15 protein-coding genes are annotated in these 26,877 nt (G+C 67.8%); 7 read left to right on the forward strand and 8 right to left on the reverse strand.

The window, feature by feature from the left end; all coding sequences use genetic code 11:
• Positions 1 to 6 precede the first annotated feature (6 nt).
• Together ACJMKX_RS14550 and ACJMKX_RS14555 are read right to left on the reverse strand one after the other, a co-directional pair.
• Positions 7 to 8,139, reverse strand: a complete 8,133-nt coding sequence (locus ACJMKX_RS14550) for a choice-of-anchor U domain-containing protein (protein WP_405226940.1) — start codon at positions 8,137 to 8,139, stop codon at positions 7 to 9.
• A gap of 133 nt (positions 8,140 to 8,272) precedes the next feature.
• On the reverse strand, positions 8,273 to 8,839 hold the full coding sequence (locus ACJMKX_RS14555; RefSeq protein ID WP_405226943.1) for an ECF-type sigma factor: 567 nt from the start codon (positions 8,837 to 8,839) through the stop codon (positions 8,273 to 8,275).
• Positions 8,840 to 8,945: 106 nt separating this feature from the next.
• Between ACJMKX_RS14555 and ACJMKX_RS14560 the strand changes: the two genes are divergently transcribed.
• Positions 8,946 to 11,651, forward strand: coding sequence for a serine/threonine-protein kinase (locus tag ACJMKX_RS14560; RefSeq protein ID WP_405226946.1), 2,706 nt, complete (start codon positions 8,946 to 8,948; stop codon positions 11,649 to 11,651).
• Positions 11,652 to 11,760: 109 nt separating this feature from the next.
• Here ACJMKX_RS14560 and ACJMKX_RS14565 read toward each other — a convergent pair whose 3' ends face one another.
• The 4 genes from ACJMKX_RS14565 to ACJMKX_RS14580 form a co-directional block, all read right to left on the reverse strand.
• Entirely contained in the window at positions 11,761 to 12,885 is a 1,125-nt protein-coding gene (locus ACJMKX_RS14565) for a metallophosphoesterase family protein (protein ID WP_405226949.1), read from the reverse strand.
• Between the two features lie 95 nt (positions 12,886 to 12,980).
• On the reverse strand, positions 12,981 to 13,382 hold the full coding sequence (locus ACJMKX_RS14570) for a DUF1761 domain-containing protein (protein WP_405226951.1): 402 nt from the start codon (positions 13,380 to 13,382) through the stop codon (positions 12,981 to 12,983).
• A gap of 123 nt (positions 13,383 to 13,505) precedes the next feature.
• Positions 13,506 to 14,333 carry a helix-turn-helix domain-containing protein gene (locus ACJMKX_RS14575; protein ID WP_405226954.1) on the reverse strand — a complete coding sequence of 276 codons (828 nt, stop codon included), beginning with the start codon at positions 14,331 to 14,333 and terminating at the stop codon, positions 13,506 to 13,508.
• Positions 14,334 to 14,379: 46 nt separating this feature from the next.
• Positions 14,380 to 15,393 (reverse strand): OmpA family protein, encoded by a 1,014-nt coding sequence (locus tag ACJMKX_RS14580; protein ID WP_405226957.1) that lies wholly within the window; start codon positions 15,391 to 15,393, stop codon positions 14,380 to 14,382.
• Between the two features lie 34 nt (positions 15,394 to 15,427).
• Here ACJMKX_RS14580 and ACJMKX_RS14585 point away from each other — a divergent pair, with 34 nt between their 5' ends.
• From ACJMKX_RS14585 to djlA, 4 genes are all read left to right on the forward strand, one after another.
• Positions 15,428 to 15,895 (forward strand): hypothetical protein, encoded by a 468-nt coding sequence (locus ACJMKX_RS14585; protein WP_405226960.1) that lies wholly within the window; start codon positions 15,428 to 15,430, stop codon positions 15,893 to 15,895.
• 177 nt (positions 15,896 to 16,072) lie between these two features.
• Complete coding sequence (locus ACJMKX_RS14590; protein ID WP_405226963.1) at positions 16,073 to 18,358, forward strand: PhoX family protein; 2,286 nt, start codon at positions 16,073 to 16,075, stop codon at positions 18,356 to 18,358.
• A gap of 70 nt (positions 18,359 to 18,428) precedes the next feature.
• Complete coding sequence (locus tag ACJMKX_RS14595; RefSeq protein WP_405226966.1) at positions 18,429 to 19,484, forward strand: 2OG-Fe(II) oxygenase family protein; 1,056 nt, start codon at positions 18,429 to 18,431, stop codon at positions 19,482 to 19,484.
• Positions 19,485 to 19,643: 159 nt separating this feature from the next.
• Positions 19,644 to 20,417, forward strand: coding sequence for a co-chaperone DjlA (gene djlA, locus ACJMKX_RS14600; protein WP_405226969.1), 774 nt, complete (start codon positions 19,644 to 19,646; stop codon positions 20,415 to 20,417).
• A gap of 77 nt (positions 20,418 to 20,494) precedes the next feature.
• On the opposite strand, the gene ACJMKX_RS14605 is transcribed toward djlA, so the two are convergent.
• Entirely contained in the window at positions 20,495 to 20,974 is a 480-nt protein-coding gene (locus ACJMKX_RS14605; RefSeq protein ID WP_405226972.1) for a hypothetical protein, read from the reverse strand.
• Between the two features lie 220 nt (positions 20,975 to 21,194).
• Between ACJMKX_RS14605 and ACJMKX_RS14610 the strand changes: the two genes are divergently transcribed.
• Entirely contained in the window at positions 21,195 to 23,705 is a 2,511-nt protein-coding gene (locus ACJMKX_RS14610; RefSeq protein ID WP_405226975.1) for a DUF6351 family protein, read from the forward strand.
• A gap of 96 nt (positions 23,706 to 23,801) precedes the next feature.
• The gene (gene ypfJ, locus ACJMKX_RS14615) at positions 23,802 to 24,686 is read left to right on the forward strand and encodes a KPN_02809 family neutral zinc metallopeptidase (RefSeq protein ID WP_405226978.1); all 885 of its coding nucleotides are present in this window, start codon (positions 23,802 to 23,804) and stop codon (positions 24,684 to 24,686) included.
• A gap of 53 nt (positions 24,687 to 24,739) precedes the next feature.
• Here the strand turns inward: ypfJ and ACJMKX_RS14620 are convergent, their stop codons facing one another.
• A complete protein-coding gene (locus tag ACJMKX_RS14620; protein ID WP_405226981.1) occupies positions 24,740 to 26,869 on the reverse strand; it encodes a TonB-dependent receptor in 2,130 nt (709 codons plus the stop codon).
• Positions 26,870 to 26,877 lie beyond the last annotated feature (8 nt).

Raw genomic sequence — 26,877 nt, forward strand, 5'->3', positions numbered from 1 at the left:
CCACCTTCAGAAGTCGTAGCTGATCAGGAAGCGGGTGGTGCCCTGTGGCAGCTCGAAGGGCGAGCCGAGCTGCAGGTTCAGGGTGCCGTCGTCCGCCGAGTAGGTACCGGAGCCGAGCCGGGTGTCGCCGGCGTCGACCGCGCCGTCGCCGTCCGCGTCCAGCCACAGGCTGACCCGCTGCACGTCGGCGGCGTCGTCGCCGGAGCCGGAGGCGCGGAGCGTCAGGCGCCTCAGCACCACGTCGGCCGTCGCGCTCGCGAGCTCGAAGCGGAGCAGCGGCACATCGGCGGCGCCGGCGTCCACCTCCCGGTCGGCGACGGCGAGTCCGGCGGCATCCACCGAGGGACCCGTGGTCTGAATGGCAATGCCGCCCGGATCGACAATGGTGCCGTTGCGCTCGCCGTCGGCGTCGTTGGGGCCGCCGTCCTCCAGCGTGAGCTGCGCGCAGTGGTGGCCCTGGGTGAGCCCGGGCGTGTAGCGCGCGCTGCCCGGTTCGGGGCAGATGCCCGGCTCGCCGGCGGCGGAGGCCAGTGCGTTACGTGCGTCTTCCACGAAGTCCTGCCAGCCGAGGTTGGCCACGTACTTGCGCCAGACGGCACCGGCAGGCACCGGCTCGGGCAGGAGGATCACCACCCTTGCGGTGTCGGCGGGCCCAAAGGCGCTGCGCACCTCGAAGTCGTGGATGCCGAGCGGATAGTGATAGCGCTCGTCGTCCACGTTCGAGGCCGGCCCGCCGTCGCTGCCGTGGTTGCGGATGTCGGTCATGGTCACCCGGGCGTCGTCGCCGCTTGCGAGCGCCGTGCGGCCGAGGGAGAGGACGTTGCCTTCCTCCGCCTGCAGGATCGCCGGGGCGCCGGTCTCGGCCAGCAGGTGATGCCAGTCCTCGCTCGGGTCCAGCCAGGCGGGCACGCCGTTGCGGTTGCGGTCGGCGATGCCCTCGGCGGCGTCGGCGACGCCGTCGCCGTCCCGGTCTCCGTCTGCAGCCAGGGCCGGTGCGGCGGGCACCACCCGCAGGTAGCGGTGCACGGTGGCGGAGCGGGCCGGCAGGCCGTCGTCGGTGGCAGTCACGACGACGCGGTAGGTGCCCGCGGCCACGCCGGCCGGGTCGAAGGTGAAGGTCCACTCGTCGAAACCCTCGGACGGCACCAGCGCGCCGTCGCTGGCGCTCCAGTCATAGCCGACCGCGTCGTCGTTCGGGTCGCCGCCCTCCACGCTGACCCGCACCGTACCGCCGTCGGCGACCACGGTCGTGCGCTGCTCGCCGGCCTGCACGATGTCGATGCTCGGGGTGGGCGCCAGGTTGGCTTCCGAGATGGTGACGACGGCCTCGTCGCCGGCGCCGAGGACCGCGTTGCCAGAGTCGCCAGGGTCGCCGAGGCGGATGACGATCGTCTCGTCCGGCTCGGGGAGACCGTCAGTGAAGGTCCGCAGGGCAATGATGGTCTGCGTCTGATCGCCGGCCAGACCGCCGCCCTCGAACCGGATCTCGGACTCGCCGCTGTCGAACTCGTAGTCCTCGCCCTGGGTGGCCGTGCCGTCGACGGTGTAGGGAACGACCACCGGGTACTCCGGCGCCGGGCCGTTCAGCCTCACGGTGAGAACGCGCTCCGTGCCCTCGCCCATCGCGAGCGTGCGGGTGGCGAAGTTCACCAGCGGCAGCACATCCACCTGCTGGGTGTCCGCGGCCTCGTTGCCGGCCGCATCCGTCACCCGCCAGGTCACGACGTGGCGGCCCGGCGGGAACGGTCCCTGCCGGTCCGGCGTGGCCGTGAGTGCACCGTCGCGGGCATCGCTCGCGGTCGCCCCGCCGAGCTCCACCGGCGTGTGCGGGCCGATGGCGTCCACGACGATGTCGGCGGGGGCCGTGAGCTCGGGCGGCACGTCGTCGGCAGCGGGGTCGCCGCCGGCCCGGAACTCGTCCGCGTTGCTGCGGCCGTCGCCGTCGGCGTCGGTGTCGGCGTCCGTGGGAACCTCCGGGTTCAGGCCGTTGTCCGCCTCCCAGGCATCCGGCATGCCGTCGCCGTCGGTGTCGGCGCTGTAGCGCTCGTCCTCGGGGAACGCGTCGTCGGCGTTGGCCACGCCGTCGCCGTCGATGTCGTCGTCACAGGCGTCGCCGATACCGTCGCCGTCCAGGTCCGACTGGTCGTCGGCCGCCGTGCGCGGGCAGTTGTCGAAGTCGTTGCTGGTGCCGTCGCCGTCGATGTCGTCGTCGCAGGCGTCGCCGACGCCGTCGCCGTCGAGGTCGGCCTGGTCGGTGTTGGCCGTATCCGGGCAGTTGTCCGCGCCGGTGGCGACGCCGTCGCCGTCCGGGTCGTCGCCCGGGTCGACGGCCGTGAAGGCATGGCGGTAGATGCGCACATAGCCGCCGTCGGGGTTCGGGCTCTGGGCGGTGGCGATGTCCGGGGCGCCGCCGGCGATGTCGTCGACGCCGTCGCCGTCCACGTCGCCGGGGATGGCGACGTAGTAGCCGAGCATGTCGTAGTCGATGTCGCCCTCGCCGGTCTCCGGGTCGGCGGTGAGGCCGCCCGGCCCGCCGCGGTAGACCTGGACGTAGCCGGCATCGGCGAGCCCGCCCCGGTTGGCACCGACCACGACGTCGGCGTAGCCGTCCCGGTCGAGATGGCCCATGGCCACCCGCACGCCGAACTGGTCGCCGTGGGTGTCGCCGGCGCCGCTGCCGTCGTCACGGCCGGCGATGGTCTGCACCGGCGCTGTGGTGCTGACGATCTCGTCGACGTCGGCCACCCAGTACTGCGTGGTGCTATCGTAGATGTGGATGCGGCCGCGGCCGCCGTAGGCGCCGACCACCAGGTCGTCGATGCCGTCGCCGCCGATATCCGCGCCGCTGGCAATGCTGAAGCCGAAGCGGCTGGCGGACTCCAGGGCCTGCAGCTCGAAGGACGCCGCGGGCACGAGCGCCGGCGCCGCCCAGTCGTTGTCCGCGCCGAGATAGCCCGTGACCTTCTCGCCGCCGCCGACGAGCAGATCGGCGAGGTCGTCGCCGTCGATGTCGGCCACCGCGACGGCGGAGGCCGAGAGAACGTCCAGCGCGTGGACCAGCGGCGCGCCGTCCGGACCGCCGGTGGTCGAACGGTAGACGTACACCCGGGCGCGCTCGCCGGCGACGTTGGTCAGCGCCACCAGGTCATCGACGCCGTCGCCGTCCAGGTCGCCGCTGGCGAGGAACGTGCCCAGATCGGCGCCGGTCTCGAGGCCTGTGAGACGCAGGTCCGGCGTCTCGTAGATCTCGCCGTTGTTGTAGCGGATGTCTATGGCGTTCTCGCTGGCGATGGCCACGTCCGGGTAGCCGCTGTCGTTCCAGTCGCCGGCGGCGACGGCGCGGCCGTAGGCGGTATCGCCTGCCCCGGCTGGGAGTTCGGTGAGACCGGATGTGACGCCATTCTGCGAGCCCCAGGCGATGAACGCGGCGCCGGCACCGTCGTATCTCAGCGCGCCGATCAGGACGTCGGCGTAGCCGTCGCCGTTGAAGTCGCCGCCGGCGAGCGCCTGGCCGAAGCGGTCGTCGGCGCCGGTCTCGGGCGCGGTCAGCCGCGCGCCGGCCTCGGCGGCCGGGCGCTCGGCCAGTTTCGGGAAGCCGCGGGCGCGGTATTCCTCTGCGAGCGTCATGCCGTCGCCGTCCTCGTCGGCCGCGGCATCGTCCGCCGTATCCGGGTCGTAGCCGTAGTCCGCCTCCCACTCGTCGGGCAGGCCGTCGCCGTCCCGGTCGTCGGCGTAGTCGGGGTCGTCGGGGAAGGCGTCGTCCACGTCGATGACGCCGTCGTCGTCGGCGTCGGCCACCGAGACGGCCAGGACCGCCACGTTCTCGTCGCGGATCTTCGGCCCGTCGTCGAAGATCTCGACCTCGATGGCGTAGGACTGCTCCTCGCGGGCGGCCTCGAGGCCGACGTACCCCACGAGCTCGATGCGCGTGGCCTCGCCCCGGGCGAGATCACCGAGCTCGCACTCGAGCCGTTCGCCCTCGGCGCAGCGCGGGTCGACGGAGACGATGTCGAGGCCGTCCGGGATGCCGAGGGAGACTCGCACGTTGCCCGCGACCAGCCCCTCCCAGCCGTCGGGGCGCAGGTTGGTCACCGTGATCGGCAGTGGGAAGGGGATCTCCGGATCCACCGCGTCGACCGGTGCGCCGAGTTCCGCCGTCACGACGGTGGCGTCGATGACCTCGACGGTGGTGGTGGCGACGGTGTTGTCGAGGCCGAGATCCGGGTCGTTGAACATCGTGACGCTGAGTGTCTTCGGCCCGACGCTCTCCCAGGTATGGCCGGCGATCAGATAGCCGATGCCCGGCGCGGCGGGCAGGTGCGGGTCGATCTCCCGGTCGTTCAGATCGCGGCGGCCGGAGTTCGCCCAGTCGGGGCCGGTGGCACTCGTGCCGTCGCCCCATTCGATGGAGAGAATCTCCTGTTGCTCGTCCGGATCCTCGTCCGGATCGGAATAGTCCGCCGTGACGGTGCGGCGGAATCCGCGCGCCGCCTTCAGGTCGTCGGGCAGGTCGATTTCCACCGGATCCGGCACCGGCCGGATCTGCAGCCGCACCTCGGCGTCCGTGGCGGCGCTCGCCACGCCGTCGCTCACGTTCCAGGTGAATCCGTCGTCGCCGCTGTAGTCGGGGTCCGGTGTGTAGCGCAATACCACGGAGTTGTCCTGGGAGGCGATCTCGGTCAGCGTCCCGCTGGCCGGTGCGGTCTGCACGCTGAAGGTGTGGGTATCCAGACCGCCGGTGCTCACGAAGCCGTCGGGGTCGTAGGAGCTCAGGCGGACGAAGATCGTGCCGTCCTCGTCGAGCTCGCAACGGACCGGCTCCGCCAGCGTCTCATCGGCGTAGCAGCGGGAGCGCAGGCGCTCCGGCGGCCGGAAGGCCCGGTCGACGGTGACAGTCACTTGGGCAGGCGCGCTCTCGTCGATGCCGTCGTCGACGACGTAGGTAAAGCGATCGACGTCGTTGTAGAAGTCGAAACGGGAGACGTATTTCACCTTCGCGCTGGCATCGGTCACATCGTAGAACGGCAGCGTCTTGAACACGTGGACGAAGTCGTCGCCGTACTCGCTGTCCGGTTCGATCACGAAGAACGAGGTGGAGTTGACCGAGAGGCGCTTCGGCTGCCCCATATTGCCGAGGATGAAGCCGGGTTCGTCGCCCTGGTTGACGCCGGTGCCGGTGGACTCGGCCTCGCCGGCGAAGCTCCCGTCCGGCCCGAAACGCTGCACGCGGAAGTTCAGGGTATCGGCCACGTAGAGCCGGTCGTTCGGGTCGAGCTTGATGTCGCGCGGCCCGTCGAACTGCCCCGGGCCCTCACCGGCCGTGGCCCAGTTGCCGTCCGCATCCAGATCCTGAATGCAGGTGTCGTCCGTGCACGCATACCCCCGGCTGGTGCCGCTTGCCTCGTCACAGCCGTTGTAGGGCACGCCGGTGTCCGGGTCCGCCTTGTTGGCGGCACAGCTCCCCATCCAGCCGACATACTCGCCGAGCTGCCACTCGCCGAGGGCATCGCGGATGGTCGGCGCCCACTTGTGGATGCGGTTCTTGCGCGGCTCCAGCACATAGACATAGCCCTCGCTGTCGACGGCGATGTCGGTGCCGCGCAGCGAGGTCTCGGTCAGGTCCAGACCGCCGATGATCGGGATCGTGAGATCGACGGGCGGGTCCGGGTCTTCCTCCAGCGTCGCGATGCCGGAGACGTCGAGGATGCCGATCTTCTGCTCCTCGGCCGAGAGATCGGGGTCGTCCGTGGAGGGGCGCAGGTGCACGCCGTTGAAGTGCAGCTCGTACAGGAGATCCCAGCCGGACTCGCCGACGACGCCTTTCACCTCCCGGCCGTAGATGACGTCCGTCTCGCTGTAGGAGGAGCGGCCGTGGGCACGTAGGTCGCCGAGATCGGCGTCGAGGCTCCGGAAGTTCAGGCCCTGGCCGAAGGTCGTGACGATGTCCTCGAAGATGATCCAGAAGCGGCCGTTGTGGTCGACGGTGAACTCGTCCCGGGGCCACTCGTTCGAACCCAGGCCCGTGTCGTCGTAGGCCGGGTCGGCGGTGGGATACAGCGCGCGCATTGCCAGGAAGTTTCCGTTCTCGTCCCAGACGGATATGCGCGGGATGGCCGGCAGCTCGCCGGGGACGTCCAGGTGGTTGATCGGTGTCTCGCCGCAGACGAAGAACTTGTCGCGAATGTAGTAGACGTTGTCGTCACTCACGTACACGTGGCTCGGCTGGTAGACGAAATCCACCGGGATCACGTTGCCGAGGTCGTCGGCGCCGGGCGTGCCGGGCCCGGCCAGGCAGACGTTCTGATTCAGATAGGTGCCACGCTCGCCGGCGAGCGTATCGACGAAGCCCTGGGCCAGATCGCCCAGCGGGCTGACCCGTGTGATCTCGTCACCTTCGCGGCGCTCGCCGACCGGCGTGATGCGGAAGTCCTCGATGAAGTAGGGATACAGCGGCGCCTCGAAATAGCCGCTCTCCGGCAGGCTCGCGATGCGGAAGTCCAGCGGGTCGACGCGGCCGTCGATCAGGTCGGTGTCCTCGCCCTGCAGCAGTATCTCCACGGCCTGGGAGGTGATGGTGGAAGCGCTCGCCGACTTCGCCTCGGGCGGCGTGTTGCTGCCCGGCCATTTCAGCGTCACCACCTGGGTGTAGCGATCCGGGTCGTCGGGGCCCGGCTCCGTCCGGTTGCCGGAGGCGTCGGTGGCCCACCATTGCACGATATAGCGGCGGCCGCCCTCGTCTTCCGTGGGTGCCGCCAGGCGCTCACCCGCATCGTTCTCCGTCACGGGCGCGGGATCCGCCAGGTCGACCACCCGGGGCCGGCCGAGGGGAAAGGGCTCGGCCGTCAGGTCGATATCGGTCTCGGAATAGCGCGCGAAACCCGGCGGCGGCACCAGAATCGGCGCCTGGGTGTCCACCACGCGGATGCGCTGGGTGAGCGTGGTCACCACGTTGTCGCCGTTGCCGAGCCAACGCTGATTGGCGGCCAGGGAATGCTCGGCGGTCTGGTACGGGCCGCCGACGCGCTCCCGGCTCTCCCAGGTCACGATACTCTCCTGGTCGATCGGCAGCAGTCGCGCATCGCTCTCGTCGGTCTCCGTGAAGAACGCCTTGCCGCAGTCGTCCACCGGTTCGAATCGCTCCTGCAGTTTCTCGCGCACACGGCCGAAACGCACGCCGCCGAAATCCGTGGCCTCGAGTTCGACGAGCTGCTCCTCGATGGGCGCGCTGCCGGTTCCGGTGTCGCGCAGATACGGCAGGTGCGTGTCCCACACCTTCAGCCACTGGGTGCCGCGATTGAGCGCCGTGATCTCGGAGATGCGCTCGTTCCAGGCGGTGGCGCTGATGTCCTCGTCGGCGGCGGCCAGTCCGGCGTCGATGGCGAGCTCGTAGAGCGTCGTGACGACCCGGCCGGTGAATTTCGCCGCGCCCTTCTTCAGCGCCAGTTTCGCCATCGCCGTCTTGGCCACGCGGCTCTCCGCGTAGGAGGAGATGGGGATGAGCACGCTCGGCAGGGCGATGTCGAGGACCGGGTTCATGTACATGTCGGCCTGCCAGCTGAGACGGTGCAGGCCCTCCGGGAATTCCGGGTAGATGACGCCGCCGGCGAGATGCTCGTTACTGACCGAGACGGTGATGTCGCCCGACGGGTGGAACACGGACGGTGCACCCAGATCGGCCCAGACGTCATCCAGCGGGTTGTAGGGGATGAAGTAGGTGCTGGCGTAGCTCTCCTCGATGCCGTCGTCGTTCGCTTCCCCCTCCAGCGGCATCTTGAACCGGTAGACGCATTCGTTGGCGAACTCGGAACCGCTGGCCGGTGCGTTCGGCGTGAGCTCCAGGTCCGCGGGCAGGCGCAACGACGGGGGCAGGAATTTCATGCCGATGTCCGTGCCGTAGCCGACCACCTCCGCGATCTGGTCGAAGGGCGGCGGCGCCAGCCCCGCCGGCACGCTTGCCACGTGCGCGCCGCCCAGTGAGCCGAGCGCCGCATCGAGCGCCCCGTTGTCGTCGGGCGTGCGCACGAGCACCGCGCCGCCGGCCGACTGCATGGCCATGACCGTCAGCAGCGCGCTCGCCAGCAGGTGGGCCGAGCCGAGGCGATGCCCCGGTGCACGATTCGTAGTGGCGCTGGATTTCATGTCGCTTCCCCGGTTTTCTTCTGCCCTTGTCCATGAAGGCGCAGAAAGCGGGGGAATCGTCTACCAATAGCCTGCGAATGGTCTGCGAGTCGTCGGCGAGCGGGTCCGCGGACGACTGCCGGCGGCGCTCCCGTTACCGATCCGGATCGTTCAGACGGACGTGCAGCCAGGCCTTGGCGAGGGTGAGATCCTGGGCCAGCTTGGCGCGCGACACACCGCGGGCGGCGGCCGCCTCCTCGTAGGTGAGGCCGCCGAAGAAGACGAGCTCCACGGCGGTGACCAGGTCGGCATCCTTGTCCGCGAGTTCGGCCAGGGCCTCATCGAGGTCCAGGATGGCCGCGAGCGGCTGCTCCGCGGCCACGGCGGCCTCGTCCAGGGTGACGTCCCGGGCACCGCCGCCCCTTTTGGCGCTGGCTTTGCGGCGCGCATGGTCCACGAGGATGCGGCGCATGGTGCGCGCCGCCATGGCGAAGAAGTGGCTCCGGTCCTGGTAGTCGAGTTCGATGTCGGCGAGACGGAGGAAGGCCTCGTTCACCAGGGCGGTGGCCTGCAGGGTGTGGGGCCCGGATTCGGCGCGCATCTGCTGGCCGGCCAGGCGCCTGAGTTCGTCGTAGACGTAGGGTGCGAGCTCGTCCAGCGCGCCGGCGTCGCCTTCGCGCCAGGCGTGGATCAGTCGGGTGATGCGCCCTGTGTCGCTCATCGCTTGGCCCTTGTGGCCCCTTGGAAGCCCTGGTCTATGACTGGTCTATTACTGGTCTATGACTAGTCTATTATCGGGGGATGCAGCACGACGGTACAGTACGGGCATGGCGAGCGGGGGCGACCAGCACTGGAGCACGCTGAAGGCCATCTTCGCCGAGGCGATGATGCGCCCACCGGACGCGCGGGAGGCCTTCCTGCAGGAGCGCTGCGGCGGAGACGAGGCGCTGCTTGCGGAACTCCTCGAGCTCGTCCGCGCGGGCAGCGAAACCGACGCCGGACTCCGCGACATAGTGGCGGATGCTGCCGGCGATGTCACCGCCGCCGACGGCATGCGCAGGCTCGGCCCCTACCGGCTGGTCCGGCGCATCGGCGAGGGCGGCATGGGCACCGTCTGGCTGGCCGAGCGTGCCGACGACCAGTACCGCAAGCAGGTGGCGCTGAAGATCCTGCGCGCCGGCGGCGATGCTTCCCTCGTCAGCCGCTTCCGCACCGAGCGCCAGCTGCTGGCGGACCTCGATCACCCGAACATCGCGCGCCTGCTCGACGGCGGCGAGACGGAAGACGGGCGGCCGTGGCTCGCCATGGAATACGTCGAAGGCCTGCCGATCACCGACTACTGCGACCGGCACGCTCTCGGCATCGAGGCGCGTCTCGCGCTGTTCCTCGAGTGCTGCCGCGCGGTGCAGCATGCGCACCGCCGGCTGATCATCCATCGCGACATCAAGCCGTCAAACATCCTGGTGGACGAGCGCGGCACGCCGTACCTGCTCGACTTCGGCATCGCGAAGCTGCTCCAGGCCGGCGGGCTGCAGCACACGATCGCGGTCACGCAGGATGCGGCGCGGATCATGACGCCCGGCCACGCCAGCCCGGAGCAGGTGCGCGGCGAGACCGTCACAACCGCCACAGACATCTACTCCCTGGGCATCCTGCTGTACCAGCTCCTGAGCGGTCACTTCCCGTATCCGCTGGAGCGGTCGACGGCCGCCGAGCTCGAGCGCGCCATCTGCGAGCAGGAGCCGGCGAAACCGAGCAGCCGGGTGACCGCGGCGCAGCCGGCCGCGCATGGGGAGACGGAGGACGCCGCCGACGTCGGGCGCGCCCGCGGCACGACCGTCGGCCGGCTGCGCAGGGAACTCGCGGGCGACCTCGACAACATCGTCATGATGGCGCTGCGCAAGGAGCCGGACCGGCGCTACGAGTCGGTGAGCGCGCTCATGGCCGACGTCCGGGCTTACCTGACGAGCCGACCGGTGAGCGCCCGCGCGGATACCGCGGGTTATCGGCTGGCCAAGTTCCTGCGCCGCAACGCGGCAGGCATGGCCGCGGCCGCCGGGGTAGTGCTCGTCATCGCCGGCCTCGTCGGCTACTACACCTGGCAGCTCGCCGCAGAGCGCGACCGCGCCCGCACCGAGGCGCGCGTGGCCAACCAGGCGACGGACTTCGTCGTCACGCTGTTCAACGCAGCCAACCCGAAGATGACGAATCCCGGGGAGATCTCGCCGCGCTCGCTGCTCGAGGAGGGCCGGCGGCGCATCGACGAGGAACTCGCTGAGGCGCCCCGTGTGCGCGGCCGCCTGCTCGGCGTGCTCGGGGAGGCCTACCATTCGATGGGGGATCACGAGACGGCGATCGCCCTCGGCCGCGCGGCGGTGACCATCTATGACGAGGTCTATGCCGAGCGCCCGGCGGAGGCCGCGCGCGCGAAGGCCGCGCTCGCCCAAAGCCTTGCCCAGGCCGGACAACGCGAGGAGGCCGCCGCGCTGTTCGAGGAGGCGCTGGCGGCCCTCCGCGCCGATGCGGACGCCGACGACGGCGCGCTCTCCTCCACGCTCAACCGCTACGGGAGGCTGCTGCGAGAGCTGGGCGAATACGACCGCGCGGAAGCGCTGCTCCGGGAGGTGCTGGCCATGGTCGAGACCGGCCGCGACGTCTCCGCGCGCACGTCGGTTGCCGCCCTGGTGAATATCGGCACCGTCCTCGCCGGCAAGTCCCGCTACGCCGAGGCTCTGGAGTATCTGCAGCGGGCGGAGGCCCGCTACGCGCAGATCGGCGGGTCCGCCGACTACTCCCGGGCCGCGCTGTACCTGTCGATGGGCAACTACGAGTCGCGTCTCGGCAATGCAGAGGCGGCGCTTGCGCATCTCGACCGCGCCGTCATGCTCATGAAGCGGACGTTGGGGTCCGAGCACGAGGATTACGCGGCTGCCCGCCTCGCCCGCTCGAACGTGCTGGGCCTCCTCGACAGGGACGACGAGGCCGAGGCGGAGATTCGTGCTGCCCTGGCAGTGCAGCGCAGGGCACTCGGTCCGGACGACGCCCGCGTGGGCCTCAACCATCACTATCTCGGCAGTTTCCTGTGGCGCAAGCGGGGCGAGTACGAGGCGGCCGTGGAGGAGTACCGGCAGGCGCTGTCCATCTACGAGGCCGGGCTGAAGGCCGACCATCCCTACAAGGTGTTCACCCTGAACGCGATCGGCTCCATCCGGCTGGCGCAGAAACGCTACGACGAGGCCGTCCAGCGGTTCGGCGAGGCGCTGGCGCTGGCCGAGACCGGCCTGCCGCCGGACCACCAGCAGGTGGTGTACGCATACCGGGAACTCGGACGCCTCTACCGCGAGCGGGGCGACCACGAGCAGGCGCGCGCGTGGTTCGAAAAGGGTCTCGACCAGGCGCGCCGCGACGGCAGCTACCTCTACACCTTCGAACCGCTGCTGCAGGACTACGCCGAGCTGGCCGATGAGCTCGGCGACGAGAAACTGGCCAACCGGCTGCGGGAGCAACTCGCCGAACTCGACGAAGGCTCATGATCCGCACGCAGGAGGGCCTTCAGGCCCGATCGCGCTGTCGCGCCTGAAGGCGCTCCTACAGGGTGACAGTAGGAGGGGCTTTAGCCCCGATTCATTACTGAAGGCCCTCCTACGACGTTCTCGAGAGGCGGTAGAGAAGGCGCAGCGCGTCTCCCGCCGTCTCGTCGCCCTCTTTCGACTGCGCCAGCAGTTCGTCCCACGTGGCTTTCGCGTAGCCGGCCAGCGAGACGGAGTCCTGGTCCAGCTCGTCGGGGACCACGGCGAGGTCGGTGGTGCGCTCGCGCAGCCTGAGGCTGGCGAAGAGTTCCCGCCGCGTCTCCATGACCTCGTCCAGCGCGCCGGCGGTGGCCAGGTTCACGCTGCCGGTGAACCCCACCTTCACCGCCGTGCGTTCCTTGCCCGGCAGGTCGTCGAGCCAGGCGCCGAAGCGTTCCACGTCGTCGGCGTCGTCGACGGTGAAGTGCTCGGCCACGAAGTGCCAGTCGCCGACGGCCAGCGGCGTGACCTCGCAGCGCCCGGCATCCGCGTCGACGAGCAGCGCCTGGTTCGGGTCCTCCTCCACGAAGTCGGTGGCCACCGGCGCGCCGGAGTACCACACCCGGCCGGTCTCGCCCACGGGCGTCACCGAGTGGCGGTCGCCGAGGGCAAGGTAGTGGAAGCGGCCCTCGCGGAGGGCGGTCTCGGCGCGCGCGAGACCGATGATTGCGGGCTGGGAGAGATCCGGCGAGAGGTTATCGGTCTGGCCATGGCAGACGGCGATGCGGGTGACGCCAGCCGGCGCCGGGTCCAGGGCCGCGGCGAGCTCGGCGCAGAGGTCCGCGTTCGGGTGTCTGGTGCGCCAGGGCGCGCCGACCACCTCGACGCCTTCCGCGCCGGGCACCGGGATCGGCGTCTGATCGCGGATGACGATGATGTGCTCCGGCGCGTCGCGGAACTCCTTCGTCGAGAAGATGGAGGCGCCGTCCAGCGGGTCGTGGTTGCCCGGCAGCAGGAATACCGGCACGGGCAACTGCTTCAGCGCCTCCAGCGTGCGCACCAGCGTCTCCCGGGAGATCTGGCTGGACTCGAACACGTCGCCGGCCACGACGATGAACTTCGCCTGGTGTTCGGCGGCGAGACGGCCGAGCGTGGCGATGGCGTCGATGCGCGCCTGGCTGAAGCGGGCGGAGGCCTCGGGCGTGAGGAAGGCCCGGGTCATGCCGAGCTGCCAGTCGGAGGTGTGGAGGAAACGCATGCGATGATCTTAACAATGTAGGAGGGGCTGGTAGGAGGGGCTGGTAGGAGGGGCTTTAGCCCCGATTCATTATCCAATCGGGCCTGAAGGCCCTCCTACATGGCGCCCAGGATAGCGCCCATCACCGTCAGTGCCACCACGCAGTAGCCGCCGTTGACCAGCCACAGCGCGGCCGGTCGCTTCTCGAACAGGTAGATGACGCCAAGGAACGTAGCCACCCAGCCGAGGCCGGCGGCGAGCCCCGCCATGGTGGCGAAGGCCATCGTGGCCTCGGGGCCGATGAACATCGCCAGGTTGACGGCGGCCGCCAGCATCAGCAGGAAGGAGACGCCGAAGACGAGTGGCATGCTTCGCTTTGCCAGGTCTTCCTCGGAGTAGCCGTTGGCGTTCATCCACGCCTTGCCGAACAGCGGGCCGTACCAGAGGCCGCCGATGATGAAGGCCGAAGCGGCGGCTGCGAAGACGGCCAGCCAGTTGATGGCGGGTGCTGGGTCCATTTTTTTCTCCCCCTGCTCTTGGAATCGGGCCTGAAGGCTCTCCTACTGTTGGAATCGGGCCTGAAGGCCCTCCTACAGTCGGTCGTAGCGTAGGCGAAGCGGCCGTCTGCGGATTGTAAAAAATTAACCTCGGCGGTCGAGGGGGAAGAAATTGGTCTGGGCGTCGAAGCCCTGGCGGAGGAAGTCGGTCGGGTTGAAGCCGCTGAAGTGGCGAAAGTCCCGGATGAAGTGGGACTGGTCCGCGTAGCCGCAGTGATGAGCGACGGCGCTCCAGGCCACCGGGCCTTCGGTCTGGATGACGCGCAGCACGTCGTTGAAGCGCAGTATGCGCTGGTAGTACTTCGGCGTCACACCGAGGTAGCGACGGAACTCGCTGATGAGGTGCTTGCGGCTGCCGGGGTAGTCGGCGATAGCATCCGCGTAACGCTCGCCGGGTTCCGCGGCGAGGCGTTCGACCACCTCGTGTATCGCCGCGGGCGCTGTCAGGTCTTGCCGGTAGCGCTCGTGCAGCCATGCCTCCGCCACCGTGAACTTCGCCTCCCGGGATTCCGCTGCGGCCAGGCGGTCGCGGAGTGCGGGCAGTTCGCCGTCGAGCACCTCGTCACCGGGCACCACCCGCTCGCTGAATGCATCCAGCGATACGTGCAGGAATGGCCGCGCCCCGGCCGGCCGGAACTGGATGACGAGCATCTCCGAATCCGGGTGTGCGGAGATGGAGATGTAGTGGCGCAGCATGCCGGACACCCAGCCGCCGCGGAAACCGGCCGTCGGCCGCAGGGTGTCGTTGTCGTAGGTGTGGCGCTCGATGCCGTCGAGTTCGAAGATCAGGAACACGTGGCCGCTGGGCACCACACGTTCGATGGAGTGGTCGGGCTGCCAGTCGCGGTAGTGGAAGAGCGTCTCGACATGACTGTCGACGGGGGCGGCAGGGGTGTGGAAGGCGATGTCCATTCGGGCCTGAAGTAATCGGGCCTGAAGGCCCTCCTACATCTTCTGGTCAGCGCTGGACCAGCTCTACGCGGCGATTGCGTTCGCGGCCCGCGTCGGTGGCATTGGCGAATGCCGGCACCAGTGGCCCTACCCCGTGCGGCTCGATGCGGGCGGGATCGACACCGTGTTCCAGGCGCAGCGCATCCACCACCGCGCGGGCCCGGTCTGTAGAGAGCTTGCTGTTGTAGGCGAAGGTACCCACCGAATCCGTGTGGCCGACGACATAGAAGGACTTGTCCGGGTTGTCGGCCAGGTAGGTCGCGATGACGGTCAGCGCTTCCGCAGACTCCGGCTTCAGCGTCGCCTTGTCGTGATCGAAGAAGATGCCGTCGAGGACGACCCTGCCGTATTCGTCGATATCGGCGCCGATGGCTTCCGGGTCCACGGCGACCAGCCCGGTCTCGGCGGCCTGCACTTCCACGATGTCGATGAGCGTGCCTACGTAGTCCGCGGCATGCTGCTCGACGCTGATGACGGCGTAGACGGTGCCGGCCGCCCGCTCCTTCCGTGCCACGATGGAACCGGCGCCCCCCGCCGAGGCGCTGCCCGCGAACATCGTGTTCACCTCGCCGGGCTTGCCGGGCGGGTTCTCACGGTAGAGCACCTCCATCCACTGGCGGCTGCCCGCCGCCACGCCCTTGCGATCCTCGGAGATGCCTTGCGCCAGGATCTCGAAGTCCTGCGCCGTCAGCGAATCCAGGTAGTTCCTGTACACCTCGGAGAAAGAGCGCCCCTCACCCTGCAGCCGGTAGAACGTGCGCGTGACGCGACCCTCCGTGTCGATCCATTCACCGATGGCGCGGTAACCGGTGACGGGGCCGACCGGCACCCGGTAGGGCATGTAGTTCTCGATCTGCTGCCAGCGGATCTCCTGGCCGGGATAGCGGGAGATCATCGGGTGCTCGGTCACGCCGTCGATGTCCTGGGCGGCAGCGGTGGACGCGGCGAGGACGAGCAGCATAGCCAGTGCGCAGAGCTTGTTCATGTTCTTCTCCTCCGCGGGCATTCTAGCGGATTTCACGAAGACATCATTTGTTCGGGGTACGCTTCACGGCATGGCAAGACGTGGAATCATGCTGGCGGCACTGCTCGGGGGTCTGCTGATCGCGTCAGTGGTCCTGATGCAGGATGGGGACGAGGCAGGGCGCCCGGCGCCCTCACCTCCTGCGGCGCCGGACGCGTCTGACATTCCGTCCGCCGTGGAGTCGGAAGTGGCGACCTCGCCGGCCCTGCCTCCCCGCCCGTCCCTGGCCGATCTGCAACTCGCCCTCGAAGCGGCGACAACCGAGCGGGAACTCGCCGAGGCCGCAGTGGTGCGAGCCCAGTCGGCGCTGGAAGCCGCCGAAGAGCAGCTCGAGTTCCGGCTCGAGCAGGGTGAAGACGCGGACGCGCTGGCGGCCGACGCAGCCGCCATGATCGAGGAGCCGTTCGCCGAATTGCAGGACGCGCTCCGGCGGCTGGATCAGGCCGAAGCCAGCGAGACAGCCCTGCGCGACGAGCTGACACGGACCGCTTCCGACTGACTCTCGGCTCGTCCGCCGACGCCCGTAACCAGTCCGTCGCACTCCGGTGACCTGGCGGTCACGCATTCTTCATCGATCTTCAAGAATTGCTCCGTATTTTCGGTAATGGCTTGCCGGCGGCCCGTGCCTGCCGCCCTCCCTTTACGCCTCGGAATGCAGCACTCCAGGAGAGAGAGAATGACAACGAGCGAGAACCCCCCCGTACCGGCCTCGACCCGGGACGACGACTACAGCGACATGGTCGACCAGCCGGATGTGTCCCTGGTCCGGCGTCCCACGGCCGGTGAACCCTACGAGAAGATCTTCCAGCGCCGCCTGGCCCGCCGCGACTTCCTGAAGGGCTCGGCGACGGTCGCGGCCGGCGTGGCCGTCGGCGGCGCCGCCCTCGCGCCGAAAGATGCCGAGGCCTTCGGCTGGGGCTGGTGGCGCAAGCGCTTCGCGGACACCAGGGACACACTCACCTTCACACCCATCGACGGCAGTACCCGCGACGCCGTGCTGCTGCCGCCGGGCTACATGCAGGACGTCATCATCCGCTGGGGCGACAGCCTCGACCGCCACACGCCCGACCTGAACACCGATGCCATCCCGCACGGCGAGCTCCTGAAGCCCGGCGCCGGCGCCGCCCAGGCGAATCAGTTCGGCTACAACTGCGATGCCGTCGAGTTCTTCCCGCTCGTACCGGGCACGCCCATATCCAGCCGCGGCTTCGTCTGCTGCAATCACGAGTACACGCAGCCCGAGATGAAGTACCCCGGCTGGCCGCTGTTCGGCCAGCAGGTACTGGACCCCGACTCGAACGAGAACCGTCCGGAGAGGCCTGAAGAGACCGCGGAGCGCATCCGGCAGTACGTGACCGACAACCCGGAAGTGGTCAGCGTGGAACTCGCGGCACACGGGATCTCGGTGGTGCAGGTCGGCCGCTACGGCGGGCGCTGGAAGTACCGCAAGGGTTCGCGCTACAACCGCCGCATTACCGGAGAGACCGAGATCGAGATCACCGGGCCGGCCGCCGGTCATCCGCTGCTCAGGACCTCGGCGGATCCGACCGGCCGCAAGGTCAAGGGCACGCTGAACAACTGCGCCGGCGGCGCTACACCCTGGGGCACCTACCTCAGTGCCGAGGAGAACGTCGACCAGTACTTCGGCAACTTCGACGCGTTCGCGGCGCGCGCCACAACGCCCGAGGAGCTGAACGTCCTCGACGCTCATGCCCGGCTGCCGCTGCCCGGCGGCCAGTCCAACCGGGGCTGGGAGTACGTGGAGACCCGCTTCGACGTGGACGTGGAGCCGAAGGAGGCGCTGCGCTTCGGCTACATAGTCGAACTCGACCCCTACAATCCGAAACTGAAGGCGAAGAAGCGTACCGCCCTCGGACGCTTCAAACACGAGTGCGCCACGACGATCCTCTCGAAGGACAATCGCTGCGTCGTTTACTCGGGCGACGACGCGCGCATGGAGTACATGTTCAAGTTCGTCAGCAGGGACCGCTACGACCCCCGCGCGCCGCGCCACAAGGCCATGGATCTTCTCGATGAGGGCACGCTGTACGCCGCGCGGGTGAACGACGACGGCACCGGTGAGTGGCTGCCGCTCGTGTATGGCAACGGGCCCCTGCACGAGGGCAACGGCTTCGCGAGCCAGGCCGAGGTGCTGATAAAGGCACGCAAGGCGGCGGACCTGCTCGGCGCGACGCCGATGGACCGCCCGGAGGACTTCGAGGCCAACCCGAAAACCGGCAAGGTCTACTGCGCGCTGACCAACAACACCCGCCGGCAGAACAGCGATGCGGACGCCTCCCGCGGCTTCCAGGGCCGGGACGTCAATACCTTCCCGGACGCATCGAACCCTCGCGGTCCGAACCGCTTCGGTCACATCCTCGAGATCACCGAAGAGAACGACGACAACGCGGCCGAGCGCTTCACGTGGGAAATCTTCCTGCTGGCCGGCGATCCGCAGACCACTGTGGGAACCTACTTCACGGACCTCGACAACCTGGTCATCGACCCGGCCACCAATACCGCACCGGGCGAGAACGACGTGTACTACGCCGGCTTCGACGATCCCTCCCAGGTGGCCCCCATCGGCTCGCCCGACAACGTGGGCTTCGACAACGAGGGTAATCTCTGGATCGTCACCGACGGCTCCCAGCCGCGCGGCACCAACAACGGCGGTTTCGCGGTGCCGACGGAGGGGCCGAACCGCGGCAAGCTGCGGCAATTCCTCTCCGGTCCCGTGGACTGCGAGGTCTGCGGCGCGGAGTTCACGCCGGACAACCGCACGATGTTCATCAACATCCAGCATCCCGGCGCGACCTTCGCTGCCGCCGGCGAGCCGACCCTCGAGAACCCGTCCAGCTACTGGCCGGACAGCTCGCGGGACGGCGGACCGGTGAAGCAGCCGCGACCTTCCCTGATCGCGGTCAGGAACGGACGGTTCGGCTGGCGCCGCGTCGGCGAGTAGCCATGGAATCGGATCGCGGCACGAAGAGGGCGCCCCGGGGCGCCCTCTTCCCTTTCCGGGCAGCGGAACCATGAACGAGGCCGGCAACCGGTCCGGGGATTTGCTGCTGCGCGGCGACCGGGTTCCCGACTTCTCGCTGCCGAGCGCCGACGGGCGGACGCTGCTGTTCTACGAGTACGCCACCGGAGGCCCACTGCTGATCGGCGCCTGCGCCACGGGCTGGGATGCCGCAACGCGGACGGCCTTCGCGGCCGCGGTCCGCGAACTCGCCGAGGCGTGGAACTGGCCGAGCATCGTCGTCTGCGACAGCGGCAGCACCGCCAACGGATCTGCCGATCACATCGTACTGATCGACTCCGGCGCCCGCCTCCGTGCTCGTCTGTTCGGCGGCGTGCTGAGCGAGAACGAAGGCGTCTGCGCGGCCACCGATGCGAATCTGCGACTGCTCGACGGTTGCGTGGTCACCGCGGAAGAACTGGTGGGGGAGTCGCCGGCGCCCGAGATGCGCGCGATGGTCGCCGAGGCCAGCGGGCAACTTGCCGAGGACGAAGACGCCGGGATGGCGGCACCGGTTCTGATCGTGCCGCGGGTTCTTCCGGAAGCGCTTTGCGCGGAACTCTGTGACCGCTTCGCGGAATGGAACCCGCTCGAATCCCCGATGCCCGGTGACGACGGAGCGTCTTTGCGGACCGATTCCGCGCGCAAATCCCGGCGCGACGCCACCATCGACGATTCGGAACTCGAGCAGGAAGTGACCGCCTGCATCGCGCGCCGGGTACTGCCTGAGGTGTCGAAGGCCTTCCATTATCGGGCGACACGCTTCGAGCGGCCGAAGCTCGTGTGCTACGCCGCCGACGGCGCCGGCCACTTCGCCGCGCATCGGGACAACACCGCACCCGCAACGGCACATCGGCGGTTTGCACTCACACTGAACCTCAATGCCGGGCACTACCGGGGCGGGGCGCTGCGGTTTCCCGAGTACAGCCGCACCCGGGAATACTCGCCGCCGGCCGGCGGCGCCATTGTCTTCTCCTGCAGCCACGCCCACCGGGTCACGCCCGTCACCCGCGGCGAACGGTATGCGCTGGTAAGCTTCATGTTCGCAGACGAAGCGCAGCGCCGATAACCCCGCTGTAGGAGGGCCTTCAGGCCCGATCCCTGGCCCGATCCCTGTTCCGATCTCTGGCGCGCTCTCTGGTCCGAGCCCTCGTCCGATTAACCGGACCCGATCAAACCGGGCCCGGGATCGGGGATAAATCCCCTCCTACATTGATAAACTGCCGCCATGTTGTTCGTCATCATCGGCACTCTGCTCGGCGGGCTCTTCGGGGGCCTGAAGGGGCTGCTCATCGGCGCCGCCGTCGGCTGGCTGGTCGGGCGAGGCGTCCAGCGCTGGCTGATCGGCCAGCTGAATGTGGTGCAGTCGCAGCTGCTCGACTCCACGTTTTCGGTGATGGGTGCGCTGTGCAAGACCGACGGCGTGGTCACCCGCGAGGAGATCAACGCCGCCGAGCGCATCTTCGACATGCTGCAGTTGGGCGCCGACCAGCGCCGGGATGCCAAGGCCGCCTTCAACCGGGGCAAGCAGCCGGACTTCGACCTGGACGCGGCGGTGGACGCCTTCGCGCAGCTGAGCCGGCGCCAGGGGCCGCTGATCCAGCTGTTCCTGCAGCTGCAGGTGATGGCCGTGGCGGCCGACGGCAAGGTGGACCCGGCCGAGCACGACATGCTGGTGCGGGTGGCGCGGCGGCTGGGCGTCGGCGAAGGCGCCGTCGCACAGCTCGAGGCCCTGCTGCGCACCGCGTCGGCGGGGCCTTCGGGCGCACCCGGCGGGCCGCCCGCCGGCAAGCGGCTGGAGGATGCCTATGCGGCGCTGGGGATATCGAAGGATGCCGGCGATGCCGAGGTAAAGCGTGCCTACCGCAAGCTCATCAGCGAGAACCACCCCGACAAACTCGCCGCCCGCGGCCTGCCGGAGAGCATGCGCGCGGTGGCCGAGGAGCGCTCGCGGGAGATCAACGCCGCCTACGACCTCATCAAGGAAGCGCGAGGCATGTAGGAGGGGCTGGCAGGAGGGGCTGGTAGGAGGGGCTTCAGCCCCGATTCCGCAAGAAGCAATCGGGCCTGAAGGCCCTCCTACCTCTCGAATTCGATGCGCCAGGTCTCCGTGCGGGGCCGGTATTCGCCGGCGTCCATGTCGTAGGTGGAGACATCCAGGTCCACCGTCAGGGTGACGGCATCGCGCGGCTGCTCGAGGAACAGGTACTCGATCAGGTCCTTGTAATGCATGTGGTCGAAGGCGGAAGGGTCTCGCAGCCGCAGGCCGCGCCAGCGCTCGGCGAAGATCTCGTCCACGCCGACGCCGTCTATCTCCGTGATCATCATGTCCGGCGCGAAACCCATCTCGTGCAGGTAGGGTCCGTGACCCGTGAAGTGGATGCCCGCGGGCCAGGTATTGCCGTCGATACCGGACAGCCGGGCGGTGGCGAAGCCGCCGGGGCCGTTGCCGCCGATGTAGGGTGTCGCGCGGATCTCCGCCAGGCGCTCGGCCGAAACCTGCAGGGTACGGTCGGCGCCGGGGCCGCAGGCGGCCAGGGTGGCGGTGAGGATCAACATCAGTAGCACGCGCGCGATCATATTCCTGCCCGATAGTACAAGTACGGACCATATAACCTCCCACATTCGGAGGACTTCAGTTGTGACGGAATGCCGAATCCCCGGAATTTGACGTAATGCAGACTTTTGTCTTGACCTGGACATCGGCTTTTGCCAACTTCAGATGACAACTTGCACAAGAAAATCGGCGTTCGCGCCGGTGCACTTTGAGGGGGAACCAATGAAGAGCGATAAGCGATATCGTCGCGTCGTGTGCGCGTCACTTGCGTTGCTGGCGTCGGTAGTTTTCGTACCGACACAGAGTCTCTTGTCGGCGCCGAACAGGCCCGATGCAAATGCGAACTGGCCTCACCTTTCGATCGAGGTTGTCTCCAGCGCGCCTGATCAGGTAACGGGCGGCGACGCCCGTCTGCATATCAGGGTTCCGAAGCGGGCTGATCCAGACGATGTCCAGATCCTGGTCAACGGGGACGACCAGAGTGACCGGTTTGCGCGATTGCCTGGTTCGCGGATCCTGTCAGGCGTGATCGATGGCCTCGCTCTGGGTGAGAACACGGTAATGGCGGAGCCAACCGGCAAACGCCGCGGGCGTTCCGAACAGGTGTCGGTCACCCTCGTGAATCACCCCATCACCGGCCCGGTGTTCTCCGGACCCCACCAGGAGCCTTTCGTCTGCTCGGTGCAACGCCATGGCCTCGGCGAGCCGATCGTCGATAACCAGGAAGAGGGTTTCACCGTCTTCGACGACGAGGGCAACATCGGCGGCTACAGCAAGGACTGCAGTGCGGACACCCTGGTGGTCTACGTCTACAAGTCGACCGACGGCAACTTCAAGCCCTACAGGCCCGGCGATCCGCGCCCGGCCGACATGGCAATGACCACCACGATGGACGGCAAGTACGTCGATTACTTCGTGCGCTGGGAACGGGGCACGATCAACCGCTTCATCTACAGCATCGCCATGCTGACGCCGTTCAGCGAACAGCCTGAAGGCCTGGATACGTCTTCCTGGAATGGCAAGCTGATTTATCACTTCCAGGGTGGTGTTGCCATCGGCTATGGCCAGGGTGACCCTAGCGGCAGCCGCATGCTGTTCGACACGGGTCTGTCGAAGGGCTATGCCATCGCCTACTCGACAGGCACCAAGACCGGTACCCACTACAACCTGGTGCTCGGGGGTGAGACAGCGCTGATGGTGAAAGAGCGGTTTGTTGAGCTATACGATACGCCGGTCTATACAGTGGGCATCGGCGCCTCAGGCGGCGGCATCCAACAATACGTCTATGGCCAGAACCACAAGGGACTGATCGACGCAGCCATTCCCGTCTACTCGTATCCCGACATGGTGACGCAGGCCGTGCATGTGGGCGACTGCGAACTGCTCGAGTTTTACATGGATACGGCCTCTCCCGAAGAGATCTGGGAAATCTGGTCGAACCGGACGCTGCTGGAAGGACTCAACGCCAGCAACACATTTCCGAACGACTACAGGGCCGGCTTACCTGGCAATACGGAGTGCATCAACGGCTGGCGGGGCTTATCGCCGCTGGTACTGAATCCGAACTACGGTGCGGTCGAGGACATGGAGCGCATCCACCCGATTACCGATCTACTCTCGGTTCAGTGGACCCACTTCGGCGACCTGGTGAATATCTACGGCATGGACGACGACGGATATGCACGGAATTTCTGGGACAATGTGGGCGTCCAATATGGTCTGCAGGCCGTTGCTAACGGCAAGATCTCGCCCGCGGAGTTCCTGCGGCTGAACTCGTTCATCGGCGGCTGGAAAAACGAGCCTGAGATGGTCCAGGAGGGAACGCCCTTCTACCCCTTCCCAGGCTCCTACGACCCGGATGACTACGACCCCTGGAGCTATCGCAATCAGGTCTTCAGTCCGGATCCGTCCAGCCCCGCGCACCGTACGGAAGGCAACATCGTGGCCATGAATGCCGCCTACGACGCGGGCCTGGTATTCATGGGCGATATGAAGATCCCGACCATCGACTGGCGTCATTACCTCGAGCCCGTGCTGGACATGCACAACTCGCATCAGTCCTTCGCCGCGCGTCAGCGCATGATCGACGGTCAGGGGAATGCCGATAATCAGGTGATCTGGTTCACCGAGATCGACCCGGCGGTAGATGATGATTATTACTTCGATCAGACGCCCCAGGCGTTCGAGGTAATCGACCAGTGGATGGAGAATTTACGCAAGTACCCGCACCTCGGTGTCGCCGGGAACAAACCCGCGGTCGCGGTAGATACCTGCTTCGACACGGAGGGCGAACCGATTGCCGCAGGCGATAACGTCTGGGACGGCATCCTCAACGAGAAACCGAATGGCGTATGCACGGAGCGTTTTCCACCCTACTCCACCTCCCGCATCGTCGCCGGCGGCCCGTTCAAGGGCAGCATCTTCAAGTGCGAGCTGCAGCCGGTGGAGACAGCCATCGACAAGGGGCTCTACGGCGTGTGGGACCCGTCACCGGAGGAGGTGCAGGCTCTGAAGCGTATCTTCCCCGATGGCGTATGCGACTTCGACAAGCCGGACGTCGGGCTGCCACCGGAGATGCGCCGCAGGCATCCCGGGGGATTCGACGGACCGCCACATAGAGGGCGGCCGGATCGCTGGCAGCGTTCGCACGAACGCGGCGACGCCGACGAGGACGATCGTCGGCACGGGCCACCGCAGCGGCACGCGAGGTCGTCCAGAGGAAAGGGCGGCTGAGTCTGAAGCCCCGGGATCCCGTGGATTCCGGGGCTTTTTGCTGGTCGGGCCTGAAGGCCCTCCTACAATTCGTGCTGGCGGGATAAACTCGCCTTCATGAAGTGGAAAGGCTACCGGCGCAGCACCAACGTCACCGACGCCCGCGGGCGGCGGATGGCGGGCGGCCGCGGCATCGGCGGGCTGGGGACGATCGTCAACCTGGTTCTGCGTACCTTCGGGCTGAAGGGGCTGATCGTCGTCGCCGTCGCCGGTGTCATCGCCTGGCAGGCGGGTCTGATCGATCCGGCCATGCTCACGGGCACGGGCGGCGGGCAGATGCAGGAGGTGGCCTACCAGGCCTCGCCGGAAGAGGAAGAGCTGTTCGACTTCGTCAACGTCACGCTCGCGATGACCGAGGACATCTGGACCCGGGAATTCCAGCGCATCGGCCGCACCTACCAGCCGCCGCGGCTCGTCATCTACCGCGACCGCCATCCCACCGCCTGCGGCGTCGGCGACGCGCGCATGGGGCCGTTCTACTGTCCTGCCGACCGGAAGATCTACATCGACCTGGGCTTCTATGACGACCTCGCCGGCCAGTTCGACGCGCCGGGCGACTTCGCCCAGGCCTACGTCATCGCACACGAGGTCGGGCATCACGTGCAGAATCTGCTCGGCATCTCGCAGCAGGTGGCCCGCCGCCGCGGCCAGCCGGATTACAACCAGTGGTCGGTGCGGCTCGAGCTGCAGGCCGATTTTCTGGCCGGCGTGTGGGCACGGCACAACCAGCGCTATCTGGACCGCGGCGACATCGACGAGGCCATGCGTGCCGCGAATCGCATCGGCGACGACGCCATCCAGCAACGCACCCGCGGCCGCGTGACGCCCCACGCCTTCACCCACGGCACCTCCGAGCAGCGCATGCGCTGGTTCGACCGGGGTTACGCGAGCGGCCGCATCGAGGACGGCGATACCTTCCGGATGCCCTACGCAGAACTGTAGGAGGGGATTTATCCCCGATTGATTGTCCAATCGGGCCTGAAGGCCCTCCTACATTATTCTTCGCCGAAGTTGTAGCGGAAGGTGACGCCGTACATGCGGGGCTCCTGGTAGACGGCGCGGTTGATGCCGAGAAAGGCCACGCTCTTGTAGATCTCGTCGTCGCTGTCGGCCAGGTTGCGGCCCCAGGCGTACACCGACCAGGTGCCGTCCAGAGACTCGTAGCCGACGCGGCCGTTCCAGAGCGTATACGAGTCCACTTCGTTCACCGGCTCGTTGTTCGGGTTGGTGAAGAAGTCGTCCCGATAGCTGTAATCCAGCTGCGCCACAAGCTCGCCGCCGGTGCCCACCGGGAAGCGGCCCTCGATGCCGAGGCCGTAGGTGGTCTCCGGCGCGTCCGGCAGCTTGTTGCCGTCGTAGTCCACTCCGGGACCGCCGCCGTCCTTGAAGCTGTCGAATTCTGCATCCGTGTAGCCGTAATTCGCCCACAGGGTGAACGCGTCGCTCAGGGCCCAGTTGGCGTCCAGCTCCAGGCCCTGCGATGTCACCTCACCCGCATTGGTGAGTGTGAGGATCGTGCCGCCGGTGGACAGCGGCACGAACTGGAAAACCTGGAAGTCGGTGTACTCCATGCGGTAGACGGCCGCGTTCAGGCGCAGCCGGCCGTCGGCGAGGGTCGACTTCACGCCGGCCTCGTAGCTGTCCACCTCCTCGTCGTCGAAGGCGATCTGTTCGAACGTACTCAGGAAATCCACGTTCCATCCGCCGCTCTTGAAACCCTTCGAGTACGAGCCGTAGAGCATGACTTCGTCGTTCAGGAAGTAGTTCAGACCGATCTTCGGCGACAGATCGTCGGCGTCACGGTCGTCCTGGAAGCTGCCGTTGGTGAAGAGGCCGGTGGTGTCGGTGATGGTGAAGTCGACCTCCTTCTCCTCGTAGGTGTAGCGCAGGCCGCCGGTAAGCTGCAGCTTGTCGGTGAGCTGGTAGTTGCCGTGGAAGAACACCGCCCAGGAATTCACATCCACGGTGGCGGGCACGGTCACCGCGCTGTTCGGCACCGGGAACAGCGCGCCGCCCCGGGCCGAGGTGGTGGAGTCGTTGGTCTGGTCGAAGTAGTACAGGCCCACCACGTAGTCGTAACGCTCGTCCGCCGGCGAGGCCAGCCGGAACTCCTGGGAGAAGTGATCGCTCTGCTCACCGATGGCGCTGGAGGAGATGTCGAGTGGCGCGTAGTCCTCGTCGGCCTGGTTCTGGAACTCCGTGTCGCGGTAGCCGCTGATGGAAGTGAGGGTATAGCCGTTCGCGAACTCGTGGTCGACGGTGACGCTGGCGCCGAAGAGATCGATCTCCTGCAGCGACGCCACGTCGAAGTTGACCTCGTAGATGGCGGGCGCGGCCGGGTCCGGCACCGCCTCGCGGCCGTGGAAGAGCGCATCGCTCTTCATGCCCTCGATGGCGAAGTTCACCTCGGTCGCCTCGCCCAGCCAGCGCAGCTGCAGGCGGCCGCCGGTGTCGTCCAGCCCGTTCAGGTCCTCGCCGTTGAAGAGGTTGGTGACGTAGCCGTCGCGCTGGGTGGTGTTGATCACCGCCTTGGCGAACAGCTTGTCCTCCACCAGCACCCCGTTGAGCATGCCGGTGACGGCGTAAAGGCTGTCGTTGCCGGCCTCCAGCTCCACGAAACTCGCGAACTCGCCCTCGGGCTTGCTGGTGGTGAGGCTGATGGCGCCGGCGACCGTGTTCTTGCCGAAAAGCGTGCCCTGGGGGCCCCGCAGCACCTCCACCCGCTCGATGTCCAGCGCGGCCTGGTTGGAGGCGGCCGAGCGGCCGACGTAGACGCCGTCCACGTACACGCTGACCCGGTTGTCGTAGCCCGGGTTACGGGAGAAGTCGGAGACGCCGCGCAAGCCGACGCGGAGGTTGGAGCGGTTTTGCGGGCTGATGGTCAGGTTCGGCGTCGAGTACTGCAGATCGGAAAGCCGGTAGGCATTGAGCCGCTCCAGGTCGCCCTCGCCGAAGGCGGTGATGGCGATCGGCACGTCCTGCAGGCTCTGCTCGCGCTTCTGGGCGGTGACCACGATCTCCTCGATGGTCGGGCCGTCGGCCTGCTGGGCCGCAACAGGAACAGAAGCCACGAATGCCGCCAGCGCTGCGGTAATGCCGCAGGCCCGTGAGAATTTGACACCCATCTGAAGAC

It is taken from the genome of Lentisalinibacter sediminis, from assembly GCF_040706615.1.
In the GTDB taxonomy this organism is placed as follows: Bacteria; Pseudomonadota; Gammaproteobacteria; order Steroidobacterales; family Woeseiaceae; genus Lentisalinibacter; species Lentisalinibacter sediminis.